A 14,367-nucleotide genomic window follows, 5' to 3' on the forward strand; every position below is an offset into this window, starting at 1 on the left:
CGCCGCACCGGTTCTTCGACATGTGGGTGACTCACTTCCCTACGACTTGCTCGGGGAGCCACACGGGGAGCCACCACGGCCAACACGAGGCGGCGCTCCCTGGACGACTACGGACGATGCCCCCGCCTTGACCAGGGGGCGGGCCCGCTCAACGCTGCCGTTTCCTGAGCAGCCTCTTAGCACCTCCTTAAAACCACCATAAGGATCGCCATCCCCCCTCCCAGCAGGCGATTTCGACGTCCCGAGCGGCTAGCTTGCTGATCGCCGGGGCCGGTTCGAACAGTCGGCGCAGTAGGTCCTACGGGGGGCCGCACCGCCCGTTCGAGCCTGCCTCGGGTCCCCCCATATGCCGCTTGAAGGAGAACGTCACCATGACCGCTCGCCGTAAGGCCGCCTCGGTCGCCGCCCTCGGGTTCGCACCGTTCGCGTTGGCCGGGCTGGCTGCCGCTCCGGCCGTTGCGCACGGGTCGATGACGGACCCGGTCAGCCGGGTGTCCGCCTGTTTTGCCGAGGGGCCGGAGAGCCCGGACTCGGCAGCCTGCAAGGCGGCGGTCGCGGCCAGTGGGACGCAGGCCTTCTACGACTGGAACGAAGTAAACATCGCCAACGCCGCCGGCAACCACAAGCAGTTGATCCCGGACGGCAAGCTGTGCAGCGCGGGTCGCGACAAGTACAAGGGCCTCGATCTGCCCCGCGGCGACTGGCCGTCGTCCAAGCTCGCCTCCGGCAATCACACCTTCCACTACAAGGCGACCGCCCCGCACAAGGGTTCCTTCGAGCTGTATCTCACCAAGGACGGTTACAACCCGTCGAAGGCCCTCAAGTGGTCGGACCTGGAGGAGAAGCCGTTCGCGAAGGTCACCAACCCCAAGCTGGTGAACGGTGAGTACGTCTTCGACGGCATCGTCCCGAACAAGTCCGGCCGTCACCTGATCTACTCCATCTGGCAGCGCTCGGACTCCCCCGAGGCGTTCTACACCTGCTCCGACGTCGTGTTCGGCAAGGACAACGGCAGCGCGGGCGGCGGTGCGGCCCCGGTCGCCTCCGCCCCCTCCGACAAGGAGATCGCGGACAGCACGGACAAGTCCACGGTCGACCACAACGGCCATGGCGGCGACGAGCATTCGGAGCACTCGGCGGCTCCGGCCACCCCGGCCGAGCAGTCGGACAAGCAGGCGGACGAGCAGTCGGCCGGCAACGCTCCCGAGGCCAACGGCGCCGCCGAGCCCGCCGTCGCGCCGGACGCCCGCAGCGAGAACCTCGCCGAGACCGGTGGCGACAGCAATACCCCGTACATCGCCGTCGTCGGCGCCGCCGCCCTCGCCATCGGTGCCGCCGCGATGTTCGGCACCGTCCGCCGTAAGGCCACGGCCACCGGCGGGCGTCACGGCCGCTGATCGTCAGCACTGGAGAAGCGACTGCGGTCCGCTCCCCCGAGGGGAAACGGACCGCAGTCGCTCGTTTCTCAGGAATCTCCCGGGAATCTCAGGAGAAGACCGACGCGCAGTTCGTCCGCGTCGCGTGCGCCGGGTCAAGTGCGTTCGCGACCTCGTGGTACGCGATCCGGTCGAACAGCCCGATCGCCAGATGCTCCGACAGGTCGACCGCGCACAGGTCCTGGAGAAGGACGTTGCGCACATCCGGTCCGACCAGGAACTGCGAGCGGTACGGGGTGGCGACCTCGTCGTAGCGCGTGGTGATGACGGTGTAGTGCACGCCGGGCACGGTGTCGCCGCCCGCGTTGAGTTTCGTCAGGAAGGCGGAGCCGACCGTCTGGTCGGCCAGCCCCGGGGTGGCGGCCCTGAGCAGATCCTCGGCGCCCGGGAAGTACGGCAGCAGGTTGGCAAGGCCGCTCAGCGTGGTGCCGTGATTGTCGGGCCCGAGGCCGACCAGCGCGTTCACCTTGTCGGCCCCGCCCAGGAACTTGAGGTAGTAGCGCGGCATCAGGCCGCCCTGGGAGTGGCCGACGAGGTCCGCTTTGGACGCTCCGGTCGCGGCGAGCACCTTGTCGACGTACGTGTCGAGCTGCTCGGCCGACTTGTCGATCGGGCCGAGGCCGTTGAAGAAGGGCACGCCGGGGAGCTGTCCGTAGTCGAGGCTGAAGACGCAGTATCCGCGGTTCACCAGGTACGGAGCGAGGGCGAGCCAGTTGTCCACGGCGTTCCCGAAGGTTCCGTGGACGAGGACGACGGGGCGGGGATGGGCGGTGGAGGGCCGGCAAGAGTAGTTGTTCCATCCGCTGTGGGGTGCGGATTCCGCGTTGGCAGAGGCGACATTGGCCGAATCGGCGTTCGCGGCGGCGGTGGGGGTGAGGGCGACAGCCGCGGCCAGGAACAGGGCGGCCAGCGGTCTGAGGGCACGTTTCCAGGGCAGCATCGAGCAGTCTCCTTGCGGCTCAAGGGAGTAGCGATGGCTGGTTTTTGGTGCTCTCGCTAACTTACGCACGAGTAACGAGAGATTGGAAGTTACGCGCCGGTAAAAACTGAATACGTGTCAATAGCGGGCGCTACGCGGCGAGCGAGCCCGGCACGACCGCCTGCGGCCCGAACCTGGCCCGCGCCCGGTCCGCCACCGCCTCGATCCGCCGCGCCCGTTCGTCCGCGGGGTCGAACGTCAGCTGCCGCGCGGCCCGTTCGGCAGGCGTCAGATCCTCCGCACGCAGCGACAGGCTCCGCACCCTGGCCCGCTGCAGGCCGAGCGACTCATGGATCCGGTACGCGACACCGGTGAGCGCCATGGAGTGGGCGGTCGGCTCGCGCAGGGCGCGCGCACGCGTGGTCGTCGACCGGTCGGCGTACCGCACGGTGAGGCTCAGCGAGCGGCACACCTGGCCCTCTCCGCGCATCCTCAGCCCCAGCTCCTCGGCGATCGAGAGCAGCGCCCTGCGGTGCTGCACCGGATCCAACTCATCGCGCTCAAAGGACCGTTCGGCGGCGATCGAGCGCGCGGCGGCGTTCGGGACGACCTTCGTACGGTCGATGCCGTGCGCCCGCTCCCACAGCTCGCGCCCGGCGCGCGCGCCGACGATCCGCTGGAGTACGGCGAGCGGCGCGCCGGCGACTCTGCCGATGGAGTCGAGGCCGTACGCGCACAGGGTGCGGGCCGTCGCCGCCCCGACCCCGTCCAGCGCGGCGACAGGCTTGTCGGCCAGGAACCCCGCCGCCTCGTCGTCCGCCACCACCAGGGTCGTCCCCGGCGTGGCCTCCCGTGCCGCCGTCCTGGCCAGCATCGGGTTCGGTCCCGCCCCGATCACGCAGTCCATCCCGCAGTGTGCGAGCGCACGCACCCGCAGCAGCGAGGCGAGCTGGGCCGCGTCCCGTCCGAAGTACCGTTCGGCGCCCCGTACATCGATGAGCGCGGCGTCCGGCGGGAGCGCCTGTACGACGGGGCTGATGTCCTCGGCCAGACCGAGCAGCGCGGGCAGCGCCGCCTCGACCCCGCCGCCCGCCTCGCGCCCCGCCTTGCGCCCCGCGTCGCCCGTCTCACGCAGCGGCGGCCGCCGGAAGCGTACATAGAGGATCATCCCGCGCTCCCAGGGCTCTGGTGCCACAACTTCCGCCCGGTGGCGGCCTGTTGCTCACCCGGCGGCTGAAGGTCGGCCCAGGGGTTCAGCTCATAGCCCGTCGGCAGCTGAATCCGGCGGCCGTTGTCGCCCGGCCCCTCCCCTTCCACCGGTACGGGTGCGGCCAGCCGCGCCGCGACCGCGTCGAGCCCGCCCGTACGCCGCAGCTCCACCAGCTCCGCCAGATTCCAGGCCGCCGCGCCGACCACGCTGAGACTGCGCGGTCCGCGCCGCTGCACCACCCCGCGCACCAGCAGCAGCCAGGAGTGGAAGACGGTGTGCGCGCACGCGGCGTGGCTGTCGTCGAAGAAGGCCAGGTCGACCAGGCCCGTACCGTCGTCGAGCGTGGTGAAGATGACCCGCTTGCCGGACCGGATCGGCGGTGTCTGGGTGGCCGCCTTCGCGCCCGCGACCAGCACCGTCTGCCCGTGCTGTGCCGAGCGCAGCCGCTGTGCGGAAAGCACTCCCAGCTCCTTCAGGAAGGTGTGGTGATCGTCCATCAGATGGCGGGACGCGTCCATGCCGAGGACGCCGAGCTCGGCGCTGAGGCGTTCCGCGTCATCGAGGTCCGGGAGGCCGACCGGGGCCGTCTTCTGCCCGTCGCGGGGGGGTACCTCCCACGCTGAAAGCTGCGGGGGAGGAAGTTGACTTCCGTACACTCCCGAACCCGCCCCGGAACCCCGGTGGCCCCGATGGCTCCGATGGAGTTCGGCAAGATGCAGCAGCAGATCGCGCCGGTTCGCGCCGAAGGCATCCAACGCGCCGACCTGGGCCAGCCGTTCGGCGACCGGCCGCCCGGGACGGGCCCGCTGCCAGAAGTCCAGCAGCGAGGAGTAGGGCTGCCCGGCCTCGATCCGCGCCGTCTCCGCCTCGCTGATGCCATGGACGTCCGAGAGCGCGAGCCGCAGCCCCCACACCCCCTGCCCAGCCCCCTCATCAGACACCAGTTCGATTCGGTGAGCGACCGCGGACCGGTTCACATCCAGCGGCAGCACCGGCACTCCACGCCGCCGCGCGTCCGCCAGCAGCAGCCGCTTCGGATACATCCCGGGGTCGTGCGTGAGCAGCCCGGCGTAGAAGGCCGCCGGGTGGTGCGCCTTGAGCCACGCCGACTGGTACGTCGGCACGGCGAAGGCCACCGCGTGCGCCTTGCAGAAGCCGTACGAGCCGAAAGCCTCGATGATCTCCCAGGCCCGGGCGATCACTTCTGACCCGTACCCCCTCGCCTCCGCGTGCTGCGCGAACCAGACCTTGATCTTCCCCTGCGACTCGGAATGGGAGAGCCCGCGCCGCACCCGGTCGGCCTCGTCCAGACCGCAGCCGGTCATGATGTGCACCATCTCGATGATCTGCTCATGGAAGACGACCACTCCGTACGTCTCCTTCAGCGGCCCTTCCAGATCCGGATGCGGATAGCGGACGGGCGCCCGGCCGTGCCGGGCCTCGATGAACGGCCGCACCATGTCGGCCGCGACCGGCCCCGGCCTGAAGAGCGAGATGTCGACGACCAGGTCGTCGAAGGTCGAGGGCTGCAGCCGGCCGACCAGATCGCGCTGGCCGGTTCATTAGTCAAGTCACGTGTCGGTTTTGAAGTTGTCGGTTCTGAGAGCTCAACCCGCTGAGTGGTTGCCCAGAGCGAACCAGCCCGCGTCCGCACTGATATTGCCTGCGCAACACGTCTGTGCCGCCTGTCCGCCATTCCCCAGTTCAACATGCGGCCCCATCGACGGAAATGGCTAAGACATGGGTGATCTGACTGCCGCGCACCGCGGGTACGAGTACCAAGAGCAGGGTGCGGCTGGCCCTCTTTCGGACGTCGCCGGCTCATGGTGATCCGCCGCATGAAGCCGCTCGGGTTCACCCTCGACCAGATGCGCGACCTCCTGGACGCCACCGACTGCCTCGATGACGAGCCCGGCCTCGACACCGGCGAGCGCGAGGCCCTACTGAAGCGCGTGCGCGAGTACGAGCAGGCCGCCACCGAGCAGGTCGACAAACTCCGAGTCCAGCTGGCCCGCGCCGAGGACTTCGCTGAAACGCTCCGCACGCGCCTGCACCAGGCCGCTCCTGACGGGTCCTGACCCCGCGGGCCCGGCTGGAGACCTGACACAGCCCTCAGCCGCAGCCGGGGTTCGTGCGACCTGCACGCGCCGAGAGTCCCCCAGGAGCCCGTATGAACCGTCCGCTCGTACCGGCCACGCCCCCCGAAGCTCCGCGGTGACCCGCCGGGCCCGGCCGCTGTCCGGCCTCGCCCCTGCTGGCGGTGGGCGCGATCCTCACGATCGCGGGCGCCGCCCTTTACACGATGCCCGCCCAGCGGCCTGAGTTGTACGCGGCCGCCGCACTGGTGCTCGCCGCCGCTGCTGCCTGGTGGTGCGCCTCCCGCCAGGGCTGATCACAACCTGACACCGATGCGATCTTGCGGAGGCGTGCGGGGCAGACAGCCTGTCCACCGGTGGATACGGTGTAAAGAACGCGTCAAGAACTGGCGCGCGGTGTGCCGGGAAGTCTGGTCGGCGTCCTGGGGGCAGTGTGCCCTCTCGTCGCTGACGCACCCGGAGGCCCACTGCCATGGCCGGCACCCGCTCCCCATTCCTCGGACTGCTGCCCCTGCCCGAGCGGCAGGCGATCACCCGGGCCCTGCGCACGGAGACCGTCGGCGGCCTGGTCCTCCTCGGCGCAGCCGTCCTCGCGCTGATCTGGGCCAACAGCCCGTGGAGCGCGGCATACGCCTCCGTGCGCGACTTTCACTTCGGGATACCGGCCCTCGGCCTGGACCTGTCCGTGGGTCACTGGACGGCGGACGGGCTGCTGGCCGTGTTCTTCCTCGTCGCCGGGATCGAGCTGAAACGCGAGCTGGTCGTCGGTGAACTGCGCCCCCCGGCCACCGCCGCGCTGCCCGTGATCGCCGCGCTGTGCGGAATGGCGGTACCCGCCGCCCTCTACCTGGCCACCACCGCGGCGGGCGGTGGCAGCAGCGCGGGCTGGGCGGTCCCGATGGCCACCGACATCGCCTTCGCCCTGGCCGTCCTGGCTGTGCTGTCCACGCACCTGCCGGCCGCGCTGCGTGCCTTCCTCCTGACCCTGGCCGTGGTTGACGACCTGGGCGCGATCCTGATCATCGCGGTGTTCTTCACCTCCGACCTGAACCCGTGGGCACTCGCCGGAGCCGTCGCGGGCCTGGTCCTCTTCTACCTGCTCCAGCGGCTGCGGGTGCGCGGCTGGTGGTGGTACGTCCCCCTCGGGGTGGCGATCTGGGCGCTGATGTACAACGGCGGCGTCCACGCCACCGTCGCCGGAGTCGCCATGGGCCTCATCCTGCGCACCACCCGGGACAAGGACGAGGACGTCTCGCCGGCCTCGCGGGTCGCGCACCTGGTGCACCCGCTCTCCGCGGGCGTCGCGGTGCCTCTGTTCGCGCTGTTCGCCGCGGGGGTGAGCATCTCCGGCCCTGCCCTGGGCGCGGTTTTCACCAGCCCCGAACCCCTCGGCGTGGTGATCGGCCTGGTCGTGGGCAAGACGGTGGGGATCTTCGCCGGAACCTACCTGGCCGCCCGCTTCACCCGCGCCCAGCTCAACCCCGACCTCGCCTGGGCCGACGTCCTGGGGCTCGCGGTGCTGGCCGGGATCGGCTTCACCGTCGCCCTCCTCATCGGAGAACTCGCCTTCCCCGCCGGCCAGACAGCCGAGCACGTCAAGGCCGCCGTCCTCGTCGCCTCCCTGATCGCCACCGTCCTCGCCGCGATCCTGCTGCGCAGGAGAAACACCGTCTACCGGCGCCTGTACGAGGCGGAGAACCTCGACGCCGACAACGATGGCATCCCCGACATCTACCAGCACGACACGGCTGCCGAAGGCACCGCCGCTCGTACGGACGGGAAGCACACCTGATGGCCGGCGGCGATGCCTCACTGCTGGCGCCCGTGATCGTCATCGCCGCCCTGGTCATCCGCACGGCCGTCACCGAGCTCCGGCATCCGGGCAGCGCCCGGCGCCAGTGGGCGTTCGCCACCAGCCCCCGGCCCATGGCGGCCGGTGCGACGGTCGCTGCGGCCACGGTCTTGATCGGTGGTACCCGTTTCGGCTGGGCAGCGGCATGGGCCCTGCTCACCGGGGCACTCACCGGCCGCGACACCCCGGCCGCCTCAACTCACCCGAGCAAGGAGCAGTCCGTGTCGGAACGACGGATCGGGAAGGTGATGGCCGCCCTCGGCGCGCCCCTGACTCTGGCCGGGGTGGCGATGTACTTCCTGCCCGGACCCGGCGTCCCTGTGCTCATCATCGGGCTGTCCCTGCTCATCACCGGCCTCGCCATGACCGCAGCCGCCCGCCGGTAACATCACCCGCCCCCGACCTGCCCCAGTACCCGACAGGAACCCGACGACGATGACCTGGCAGTGGATCGGCCTGACAATCTTCTCCCTCACCCTGCTGCCCGCCGGACTGGCAATGGCCGCCGGCTGGGCACCCTCCCGCCTGCGCGCCCGGCTCACGCCAGTGCGCGCCCGCGGCTGGGCCCTCCTCGCCCTCTACGCCGTAGCACCCCTGAACGCGATTCCCCGCCTCGCCGGAGCCGCCCCGGAGGTGAGCCTGGCCTTGACCGCCACCACCGCCGGGATCATCGCTGTGGCCGGTTGCCTGCTGGCCGCTCTGATTCCCTTCGCAAGAGCCAGGGACAGCGTCCGATGACACACAAGCTGCGCACGTGGTTTCCGGCCTGGTCTGTCGTTGCCTGGTGGACGACCGTCACCGCCACCCTCTGGCTGGCGGGCAAAACTCTTGGACAACCCGCACAGCTCGCACAGTGCGCTGCATCCGCCGCTCTCCTGGTGGCGGTGGGTGAAGCCGGTGACTGGTTGCGGCGACGCCGGACCGCACGACGAACCGGCCCCTCAGCGCCCTAGCATTCGCGCGCCCGTCGTGCGATGACTTCGTCCCACGCGGCGACGGCTTTGCGCGAGTCAGTCGTGGCGGGCGAGTTTGACCGCGGAGACGAGCAGGATCACGGCCAGTACGGGGATGAGCACCAGGTCCGAGAACACCCCGAGCAGCAGGCCGCCCAACACCGCGCCGGCGATCGAGCCCGCGGCCATGACCAGGGTGAAGCGCAGGTTGGCGCCGAGCACCGCGAAGCTGCCGTCACGGCTGTAGCGGGCGAAGGCCACCAGCATGGTCGGCAGGGACACCAGCAGGGACAGGCTTCCCGCCGTCTTGATGTCCACCGCGAACAGCAGCACGATCGTCGGGATCAGCAGCTCGCCCCCGGCCACGCCCATGATCGCCGCGACTACCCCGATGCCGAACCCGGCAACCACGCCCAGGGGCACTTGCGCCCCCAGTGGCAGCGCGAGCGTCCCCAGGGTGGTGGTGTGGGTGACCAGCAGTGCGGCCGCCATCAGCACCATGAGCCCCGCCAGCACCTTGTACGGGGTGGGGGTGCGCATCCGTACCGCCCACGAGGCTCCGGCCCAGGCGCCCAGCAGGCTTCCGGCCAGCAGGTTGACCGCGACGGGTCAGTGCGCGGCCACTTCGGAAGCGGGCACTGCCGCCAGCCGGGCGGGCAGTGCGACCAGGACCACCACCAGGCTCATCGCCGTTCAGAATGACCGCCGAGAGCGCGGCGAACCCGAAGAGGCCGATCAGCAGCGGCAGCCTGAACTCCGCACCGCCCAGACCGATCATCTCGCCCAGGATGCCGACAGCCCCTCCCGCGGTGAACACCACGGGCAGCGAACGCGTCGACCATGAGAGAACAAGGTCAGCCACCATGACGGGCATCCTCTGGTCATTGGCCCTGCCCGCTATGGCGCAGGCACGACTTCGGGGAAAGGCACCGGCGCCCGCTCACGTGTGGTCGTGACCTCCGAACCGGTGCCGCGTTCCCTCAGTCCTCTCCGCCGTCGTCATCGTCGTCGAGCCGGCGGCGTCCGGGTCGCGCAGCGGCCGAAGGCCGCCGCCGGCCGGGGTGGACGCGGTGAAGCTGTAGCGGCCCAGGACGTTGAGGGCCCTAGGCTGTTGATGATCCGATCGGCCGCGGACTTCGAGATCCCGAAGAGCTGGGCGAGCTGCCGCAGCGTCAGGTTCGTACGCCAGTAAGCCGTGACCAGCACCACCCGGTCTTCCAAGTCGAGGCTCCAGGGCAGGCCGCGCCGAGGCGTGTCCACACCCTCCCGCCGCAGTGCGATCACCAGCTTGCCGAAGCAGCGCGGGCTCAGCCCGCTAAACGGGACTATCCAGGACGGCACCGAAGCCGTGATCACACCTGCCATATGAAGATCATCTCGCGCGGTGGGGTCACTCCCGTGGTCGCTGGCCTCCTATTCGGATTGCAATTCGCGAACCCGGGCCCGGAACATGCGCCAGCGCCTCTCGTTCTCATGCACAAGCGTCGCTGACTCCGCCATCAGGTCGGCTGCCCTGTCAAACAGCTCAGAAGCCGAATAGAGGTAGGCAGGGGCCTTCCGCTCGCCTCGCAGGTCGGCACGGAGCGCCGCCGGAGAGAAGTCGACCCGGGCCAGCAGGTCAAGGGCGCGGCGCAGCAGCCGCGCGACCAGAGCCTGCAGGCCCGCCGACTGCCAGTCATTGGCGATGATCCGGTGCCGCTCCCCCAGCAGGTCGGCAAGCGCCGGGTAGGCGGCCAGGCTTCCCGCGATCTCCCACGCCTGCTCCATCGCCTGGGCCAGCCAGGCGCCGCCCTGCTCGGTGTCTTCGGCGAGTCCCTCTTCAGTCTCCGGAGTTCGGCGGGCTCGTCCTCCCCTTCCATGAAGAGGATCCCCGACTCCGCTACGAGCCCTGGAGCATTCAGGTCCTCCGTGCCGGCGAACGCGATCGCCGACTTCTGCTCACCGGCTTCGACGTCACTCCACCGGTCGGCCAGTGACTTCAGCGCCCGAGATCGCGCCTGGAGCTCTCCGGCCTGCCGCAGTGGGGCCTGTGAGTAGTACTTCTCATGCTCACGATGGAACTGCGCGAGGTTGTCGATCACCTGTAGCAGTGAGTCTGGAGGGGTGTGCTGCGCCTCGTCCTCGGGCATGCCAGCAGTGTGCACCACGTCTTACGCACACGGCACCGGGGCACGCAGGCCCTTCATCCTGGAAGACGACATCGGGCCGGCTCTCAAACTCATCTGTTGGCGAAGTCAGTACAAGCGGAGCGTCTACCATCTGGCATGGCCTCGTACTACGGGCTGTGCCATCGCTGCCCGCCCGGACCTGTTGGATGGTCTGTCTGAGCTCGCGTCTGCACCCATCGTCATCCGTGACTTTGTTCTGCACGTGAGCAGCACTTCAAGAGTGGACGGTGAGTGATGGCGGGCATGCCGGTCGGGCGGAAACTGCAGGATCGTAGGCCACTTCACTGTGGTTCTTCTCCTGAGTCAGTTTGTCGATCCATGACAGGCCACCGAGGTCGAGCTGCTGGCGCGCACGGGTAACAGCGACGTACGCGAGGCGTGCGTCAGTGTCGTTGACGGGTTCCGGGATTGGGTGGCCCTCGGCGTCGAGTTGATCGGTGTCTTTGGGGGGTGGGAAGTCGTCACCGATCCGGACGGTTGGCCATTCGCGGCCCTTGGCCTTGTGAGCGGTGGACACCGTTACGTCGGCATGGTCCTCGTCGGTGAGCTCGTCGACCGCGGCGAGAATGGCGTCGGGACCGTGCGTGTCGACGAGGTCGACGAAGGGCTGGAGGTCGCCGCCGGCGGGGTCGTAGGCCGCGTAGTCCTGCACTTCCCCCCAAGAGGCGAAGAGGACGAGCTCCGGATGGTTGGTGCGGCGGCCTTCTTTGAGGTCGCGAGCCGCCAGCGCCAGTGCGGCGAGCGTGTGCCCGCCGCGGGCCAGGGCGACGCGGCGGCCTTCGGAGAGGAGGCGCATGACTGCGGCCATGGCACCGATGTTGGTGCGGCACAGCACCGCGTCCGGGTTGGCGATGTCTCCGACCTCGGTGGGAATCGTCTCGCTGCCGGTCAGGCGGATGGGTGCCTCGGCAAGCTCAAGCCAGCGGTTGGCTTGTTCGGCGAGGAGAGGGCCGAAGCGGAAGGAGCGGGTCAGAGTAAGAGCGGTGGCATCGAAGTCGGTCATTACATCGCGCGCACCGCGCCAGCCGTAGATGGCCTGGGCAGAGTCGCCGACCATGACGAGCTGGGCGTGGTCACGCTGGGCGTTGAAGACCTGTTCCAGTACCGGGTTGGTGTCCTGGGCTTCGTCGAGGAAGAGGAAATCCGCTTCGATCTTGGGTTGGGTCAGGGCCCACATCTTCAGGTAGTGGTCGTGTTCGAAGCGGACAGCGCCCTGGTCGGGGTTTTGCAGGTCGGCCCAGGCCTTGGCCGCGAACGGCAGGACCGCGTCAGCGAGTTGGGTGTGCTCGGCGTGTGTCGCCAGGCGGCGAAGATGCGGTACATGGTGGCGGGCCAGTGCGCGGTCGGCGGAGTAGCAGAAGCGCGTCACGGCGCGTAGCACCGTGTGAGAGAGCGTCTTGTGGCTGATCTCGTGATCGCCGATGCGGATGGGCCGGGTGATGCCGAGGGCCTGGCCGGTCTTCCAGGCAGGCTGGCGGGGGCCGTTGAGTCGACTGGCATAGCGGTGGCCGAGTGCTGCGTACGCGGTCGCATGGGCCGTCTTGCACATCACCGTATGGGGGAAACGTGTGGCGGCGTCACGAGCGATGTCCTTGTTGAAGGCGAGGTAGCGACCGCGTCGTTTGGTGCTGGCTGCGAGCATCGCGAGGGTGGTGGTCTTGCCGGTACCGGCTCCCGCTTGCAGGACGAGGTGGTGTCCTGCTCGGAAGGTGTCGGCGGCTTGGACCTGCTCGTCTGTCGAGGTGGTCGCGTGGTGCGCGGTCACGACTGTGTCGCCTTCTGGTTTCGATCGGCAGGTCCCTGACGTCGGGTGAGTGTCGGGAGCCGGGTGTGGATGTGCTCGTGGTGGACGAGCGGGTCGAAGGGCTCCCACTCGGCCACCGCCACATCTGCGGCCGTGGGAATGGCGGCATGTTCGGCGCAGCGTTGGGCCCTCCAGCGCAGTTGCTCGGCATAGGACAGACCGGTGAGCGTGTAGACGGCCATGACCGCGCCGGGCAAAGGTAGCTGGCCGTGGGTCGCGGTGGTGGGCACGAGAGTCCAGACGCCTGCCCGGGTGTCAGGTGTGAGCAGCGGACTTGTGCAGCGGTGACGGCGTCGGGTCTGGGCCACGCACTGGATCTCGTCCACCGGGCGGTTGGCGAGGTATTGGACGTACAGGAGTTGCACGACAGGGCGGGCCGGTCGACAGATAGTCGCCGACGAGGCTTCGGTATTCGGCTTGGTGGACGGGGGAACGAATGCGCCGTCGTCGATCAGGCGGCGGGTGTTGACCGCCAGAGCGCGGCGCAGTCCCGTCAACTCGGGGATGCTCGGAAGGCCGTCGCGGGCAGGGCACAGCATGGCGTGCGGCAGGCGGCACCAGCCGCTGCCGTCGCCCGCGGGCTGAGCGACACCGGAGCTGACGTGCCAGTGGCAAGTAGCGGGCACGTTCTCGGCGGGCAGCTCGTGTGGATGCAGGTGGATGGGCCGCTCGTTGGTGTGGTGGTACCACTCGATTCGGTTGCCGCAATCCCGGCAGCGGTCACTCTGACCGCACCGCAGCAGTCGACTGGCGCCGTCGGCATTTACACGAAGGTAACGCCTCGCGCGGACATGGATGAGGCTGCCATCCCAACGACGTGGAGAAGGGGGTGTGGAGCGCATGCGGGCGAACCTGCCAGCCAACACGCCGTTCAATCGGCGTCACCGCCACAGGTGTCCCCCGGACGGCCGCATCCGATGAGACTGGCTTTCGAACGCACGATCACGCGTTCGTGCCGAGTCACCGATTCGGGTGGTTGGCGCTTGCCGTCCTACGGGCTGTCAGTCGTCTGTCTTTTCCGGGGGTTGGTGTCCGTTGCACAAGGTGGCGAAGAGTTCGTCGAGCGGGGTGCTCAGGGCGTGTGCGAGGGCGTGCCAGGTCTTCAGAGTTCCGATCGTGCGGCCCTGTTCAATCTCGATAAGAGTCCGTCTGGCGAGGCCGCTACGGGCGGCGAGCTCGTCGTAGCTCCATCCTTGGGCCGCCCGCAGGCGCGCGAGCTCCAGGCGGAGCGCCTCGAAGTCCGGATCGGGCGGAAAGATCGTCACCTGACCATCCGACGGGGCAGACCCCTGCCCTGTCAGTGCAGACCTCTGCCCTATTTCCCCAGGTGGCAGCGCGGGCAAGAGGGCAGAGGTCTGCACTACCGTGTGCGGGCCGTCGCTCTTTCTTGAGCGGACAACGGCGCGGAACAGGATTGGGAGGAGCGCGCGCCCTATGAGGCTCCGCACAACATGCCCAGCAGTGCGGCGTGCCTGGACTGTGGAGCTGCGGCCCGGCTCCGGCGGACCGCAGCTTGTGTGTCAGCAGTGCGACCACCGGGGCGTGCCGCTCGCTGCCGTATCCGCGCGCTCCGCAGCGCTGGAACATCTGGCTGGGCACGCCCGGCGAGACGTTCTGCCGTCGCACATGCGCACCTGCCAGTGCCATGAACGAGGCTGCCACTGGCACCCCCGTCACCGCGGCTGCGCCGGCCCTATCCGTCTGCTTCTCGCGCGCGAGCGGGGTGGACGGCTCTGGCGGCTTGCCGATGCGTGCACGGCCTGTGCGTCGATCACGGCGCAGGCCGCCGTGGTTCCGGAAACCTTCCTACGCGTGGCCGCGACCCCGTCCGCCAGCGCCTGTCGCCGCCGCAAGCGACTGCCCAAAGGACCGGGTGACCAGATTCGGGTGCGGGAGATGCTCAGCTACCTGGCCGCAGCCTTGCCGAGC

Annotated in this window: 12 protein-coding genes and 3 pseudogenes; 6 read left to right on the forward strand and 9 right to left on the reverse strand. The window is 69.3% G+C overall.

The genetic code is table 11. The features are described 5' to 3' along the window. Nucleotides 1-371: 371 nt before the first annotated feature. Nucleotides 372-1,397 (forward strand): lytic polysaccharide monooxygenase, encoded by a 1,026-nt coding sequence (locus OG735_RS08830; RefSeq protein WP_327322577.1) that lies wholly within the window; start codon nt 372-374, stop codon nt 1,395-1,397. Nucleotides 1,398-1,485: 88 nt separating this feature from the next. Here the strand turns inward: OG735_RS08830 and OG735_RS08835 are convergent, their stop codons facing one another. The 3 genes and pseudogenes from OG735_RS08835 to OG735_RS08845 all read right to left on the reverse strand — a co-directional run. Continuing rightward, nucleotides 1,486-2,376: a lipase family alpha/beta hydrolase gene (locus OG735_RS08835; protein ID WP_327322578.1), complete on the reverse strand. Its 891-nt coding sequence runs from the start codon at nt 2,374-2,376 to the stop codon at nt 1,486-1,488. Between the two features lie 130 nt (nt 2,377-2,506). Further along, entirely contained in the window at nt 2,507-3,523 is a 1,017-nt protein-coding gene (locus tag OG735_RS08840) for a DNA polymerase Y family protein (protein ID WP_327322579.1), read from the reverse strand. Beyond that, nucleotides 3,520-5,121: pseudogene (locus OG735_RS08845) on the reverse strand (helix-hairpin-helix domain-containing protein); the annotation flags it as partial. The gene OG735_RS08840 and the pseudogene OG735_RS08845, both read right to left, overlap by 4 nt. Nucleotides 5,122-5,382: 261 nt before the next feature. Between OG735_RS08845 and OG735_RS08850 the strand changes: the two are divergent. The 5 genes and pseudogenes from OG735_RS08850 to OG735_RS08870 all read left to right on the forward strand — a co-directional run. Further along, a pseudogene (locus OG735_RS08850) lies at nt 5,383-5,643 on the forward strand (MerR family DNA-binding protein); the annotation flags it as partial. Nucleotides 5,644-5,825: 182 nt separating this feature from the next. Continuing rightward, complete coding sequence (locus OG735_RS08855) at nt 5,826-5,957, forward strand: hypothetical protein (protein ID WP_327322580.1); 132 nt, start codon at nt 5,826-5,828, stop codon at nt 5,955-5,957. Nucleotides 5,958-6,133: 176 nt separating this feature from the next. Next, nucleotides 6,134-7,453, forward strand: coding sequence for a Na+/H+ antiporter NhaA (gene nhaA / locus OG735_RS08860; RefSeq protein ID WP_327322581.1), 1,320 nt, complete (start codon nt 6,134-6,136; stop codon nt 7,451-7,453). After that, complete coding sequence (locus OG735_RS08865; protein WP_327322582.1) at nt 7,453-7,899, forward strand: PGPGW domain-containing protein; 447 nt, start codon at nt 7,453-7,455, stop codon at nt 7,897-7,899. The genes nhaA and OG735_RS08865 overlap by 1 nt, the downstream gene beginning before the upstream one ends. Nucleotides 7,900-7,948: 49 nt before the next feature. Further along, nucleotides 7,949-8,251, forward strand: a complete 303-nt coding sequence (locus OG735_RS08870) for a hypothetical protein (RefSeq protein WP_327322583.1) — start codon at nt 7,949-7,951, stop codon at nt 8,249-8,251. A 272-nt stretch (nt 8,252-8,523) separates the two neighbouring features. Here the strand turns inward: OG735_RS08870 and OG735_RS08875 are convergent, their stop codons facing one another. The 6 genes and pseudogenes from OG735_RS08875 to OG735_RS08900 form a co-directional block, all read right to left on the reverse strand. Further along, a complete protein-coding gene (locus tag OG735_RS08875) occupies nt 8,524-9,060 on the reverse strand; it encodes a sulfite exporter TauE/SafE family protein (RefSeq protein ID WP_327328250.1) in 537 nt (178 codons plus the stop codon). A gap of 504 nt (nt 9,061-9,564) precedes the next feature. Next, a pseudogene (locus OG735_RS08880) lies at nt 9,565-9,831 on the reverse strand (helix-turn-helix domain-containing protein); the annotation flags it as partial. A gap of 48 nt (nt 9,832-9,879) precedes the next feature. After that, nucleotides 9,880-10,233 carry a hypothetical protein gene (locus OG735_RS08885; protein WP_327322584.1) on the reverse strand — a complete coding sequence of 118 codons (354 nt, stop codon included), beginning with the start codon at nt 10,231-10,233 and terminating at the stop codon, nt 9,880-9,882. 615 nt (nt 10,234-10,848) lie between these two features. Continuing rightward, the gene (locus OG735_RS08890) at nt 10,849-12,399 is read right to left on the reverse strand and encodes a UvrD-helicase domain-containing protein (protein WP_327322585.1); all 1,551 of its coding nucleotides are present in this window, start codon (nt 12,397-12,399) and stop codon (nt 10,849-10,851) included. After that, a complete protein-coding gene (locus OG735_RS08895; protein ID WP_327322586.1) occupies nt 12,396-13,280 on the reverse strand; it encodes a DUF6083 domain-containing protein in 885 nt (294 codons plus the stop codon). Before OG735_RS08895 ends, OG735_RS08890 begins: the two co-directional genes overlap by 4 nt. A gap of 159 nt (nt 13,281-13,439) precedes the next feature. Further along, the gene (locus OG735_RS08900; protein WP_327322587.1) at nt 13,440-13,703 is read right to left on the reverse strand and encodes a helix-turn-helix transcriptional regulator; all 264 of its coding nucleotides are present in this window, start codon (nt 13,701-13,703) and stop codon (nt 13,440-13,442) included. Between the last annotated feature and the right edge of the window lie 664 nt (nt 13,704-14,367).

The organism is Streptomyces sp. NBC_01210 (assembly GCF_036010325.1).
Lineage (GTDB): Bacteria > Actinomycetota > Actinomycetes > Streptomycetales > Streptomycetaceae > Streptomyces.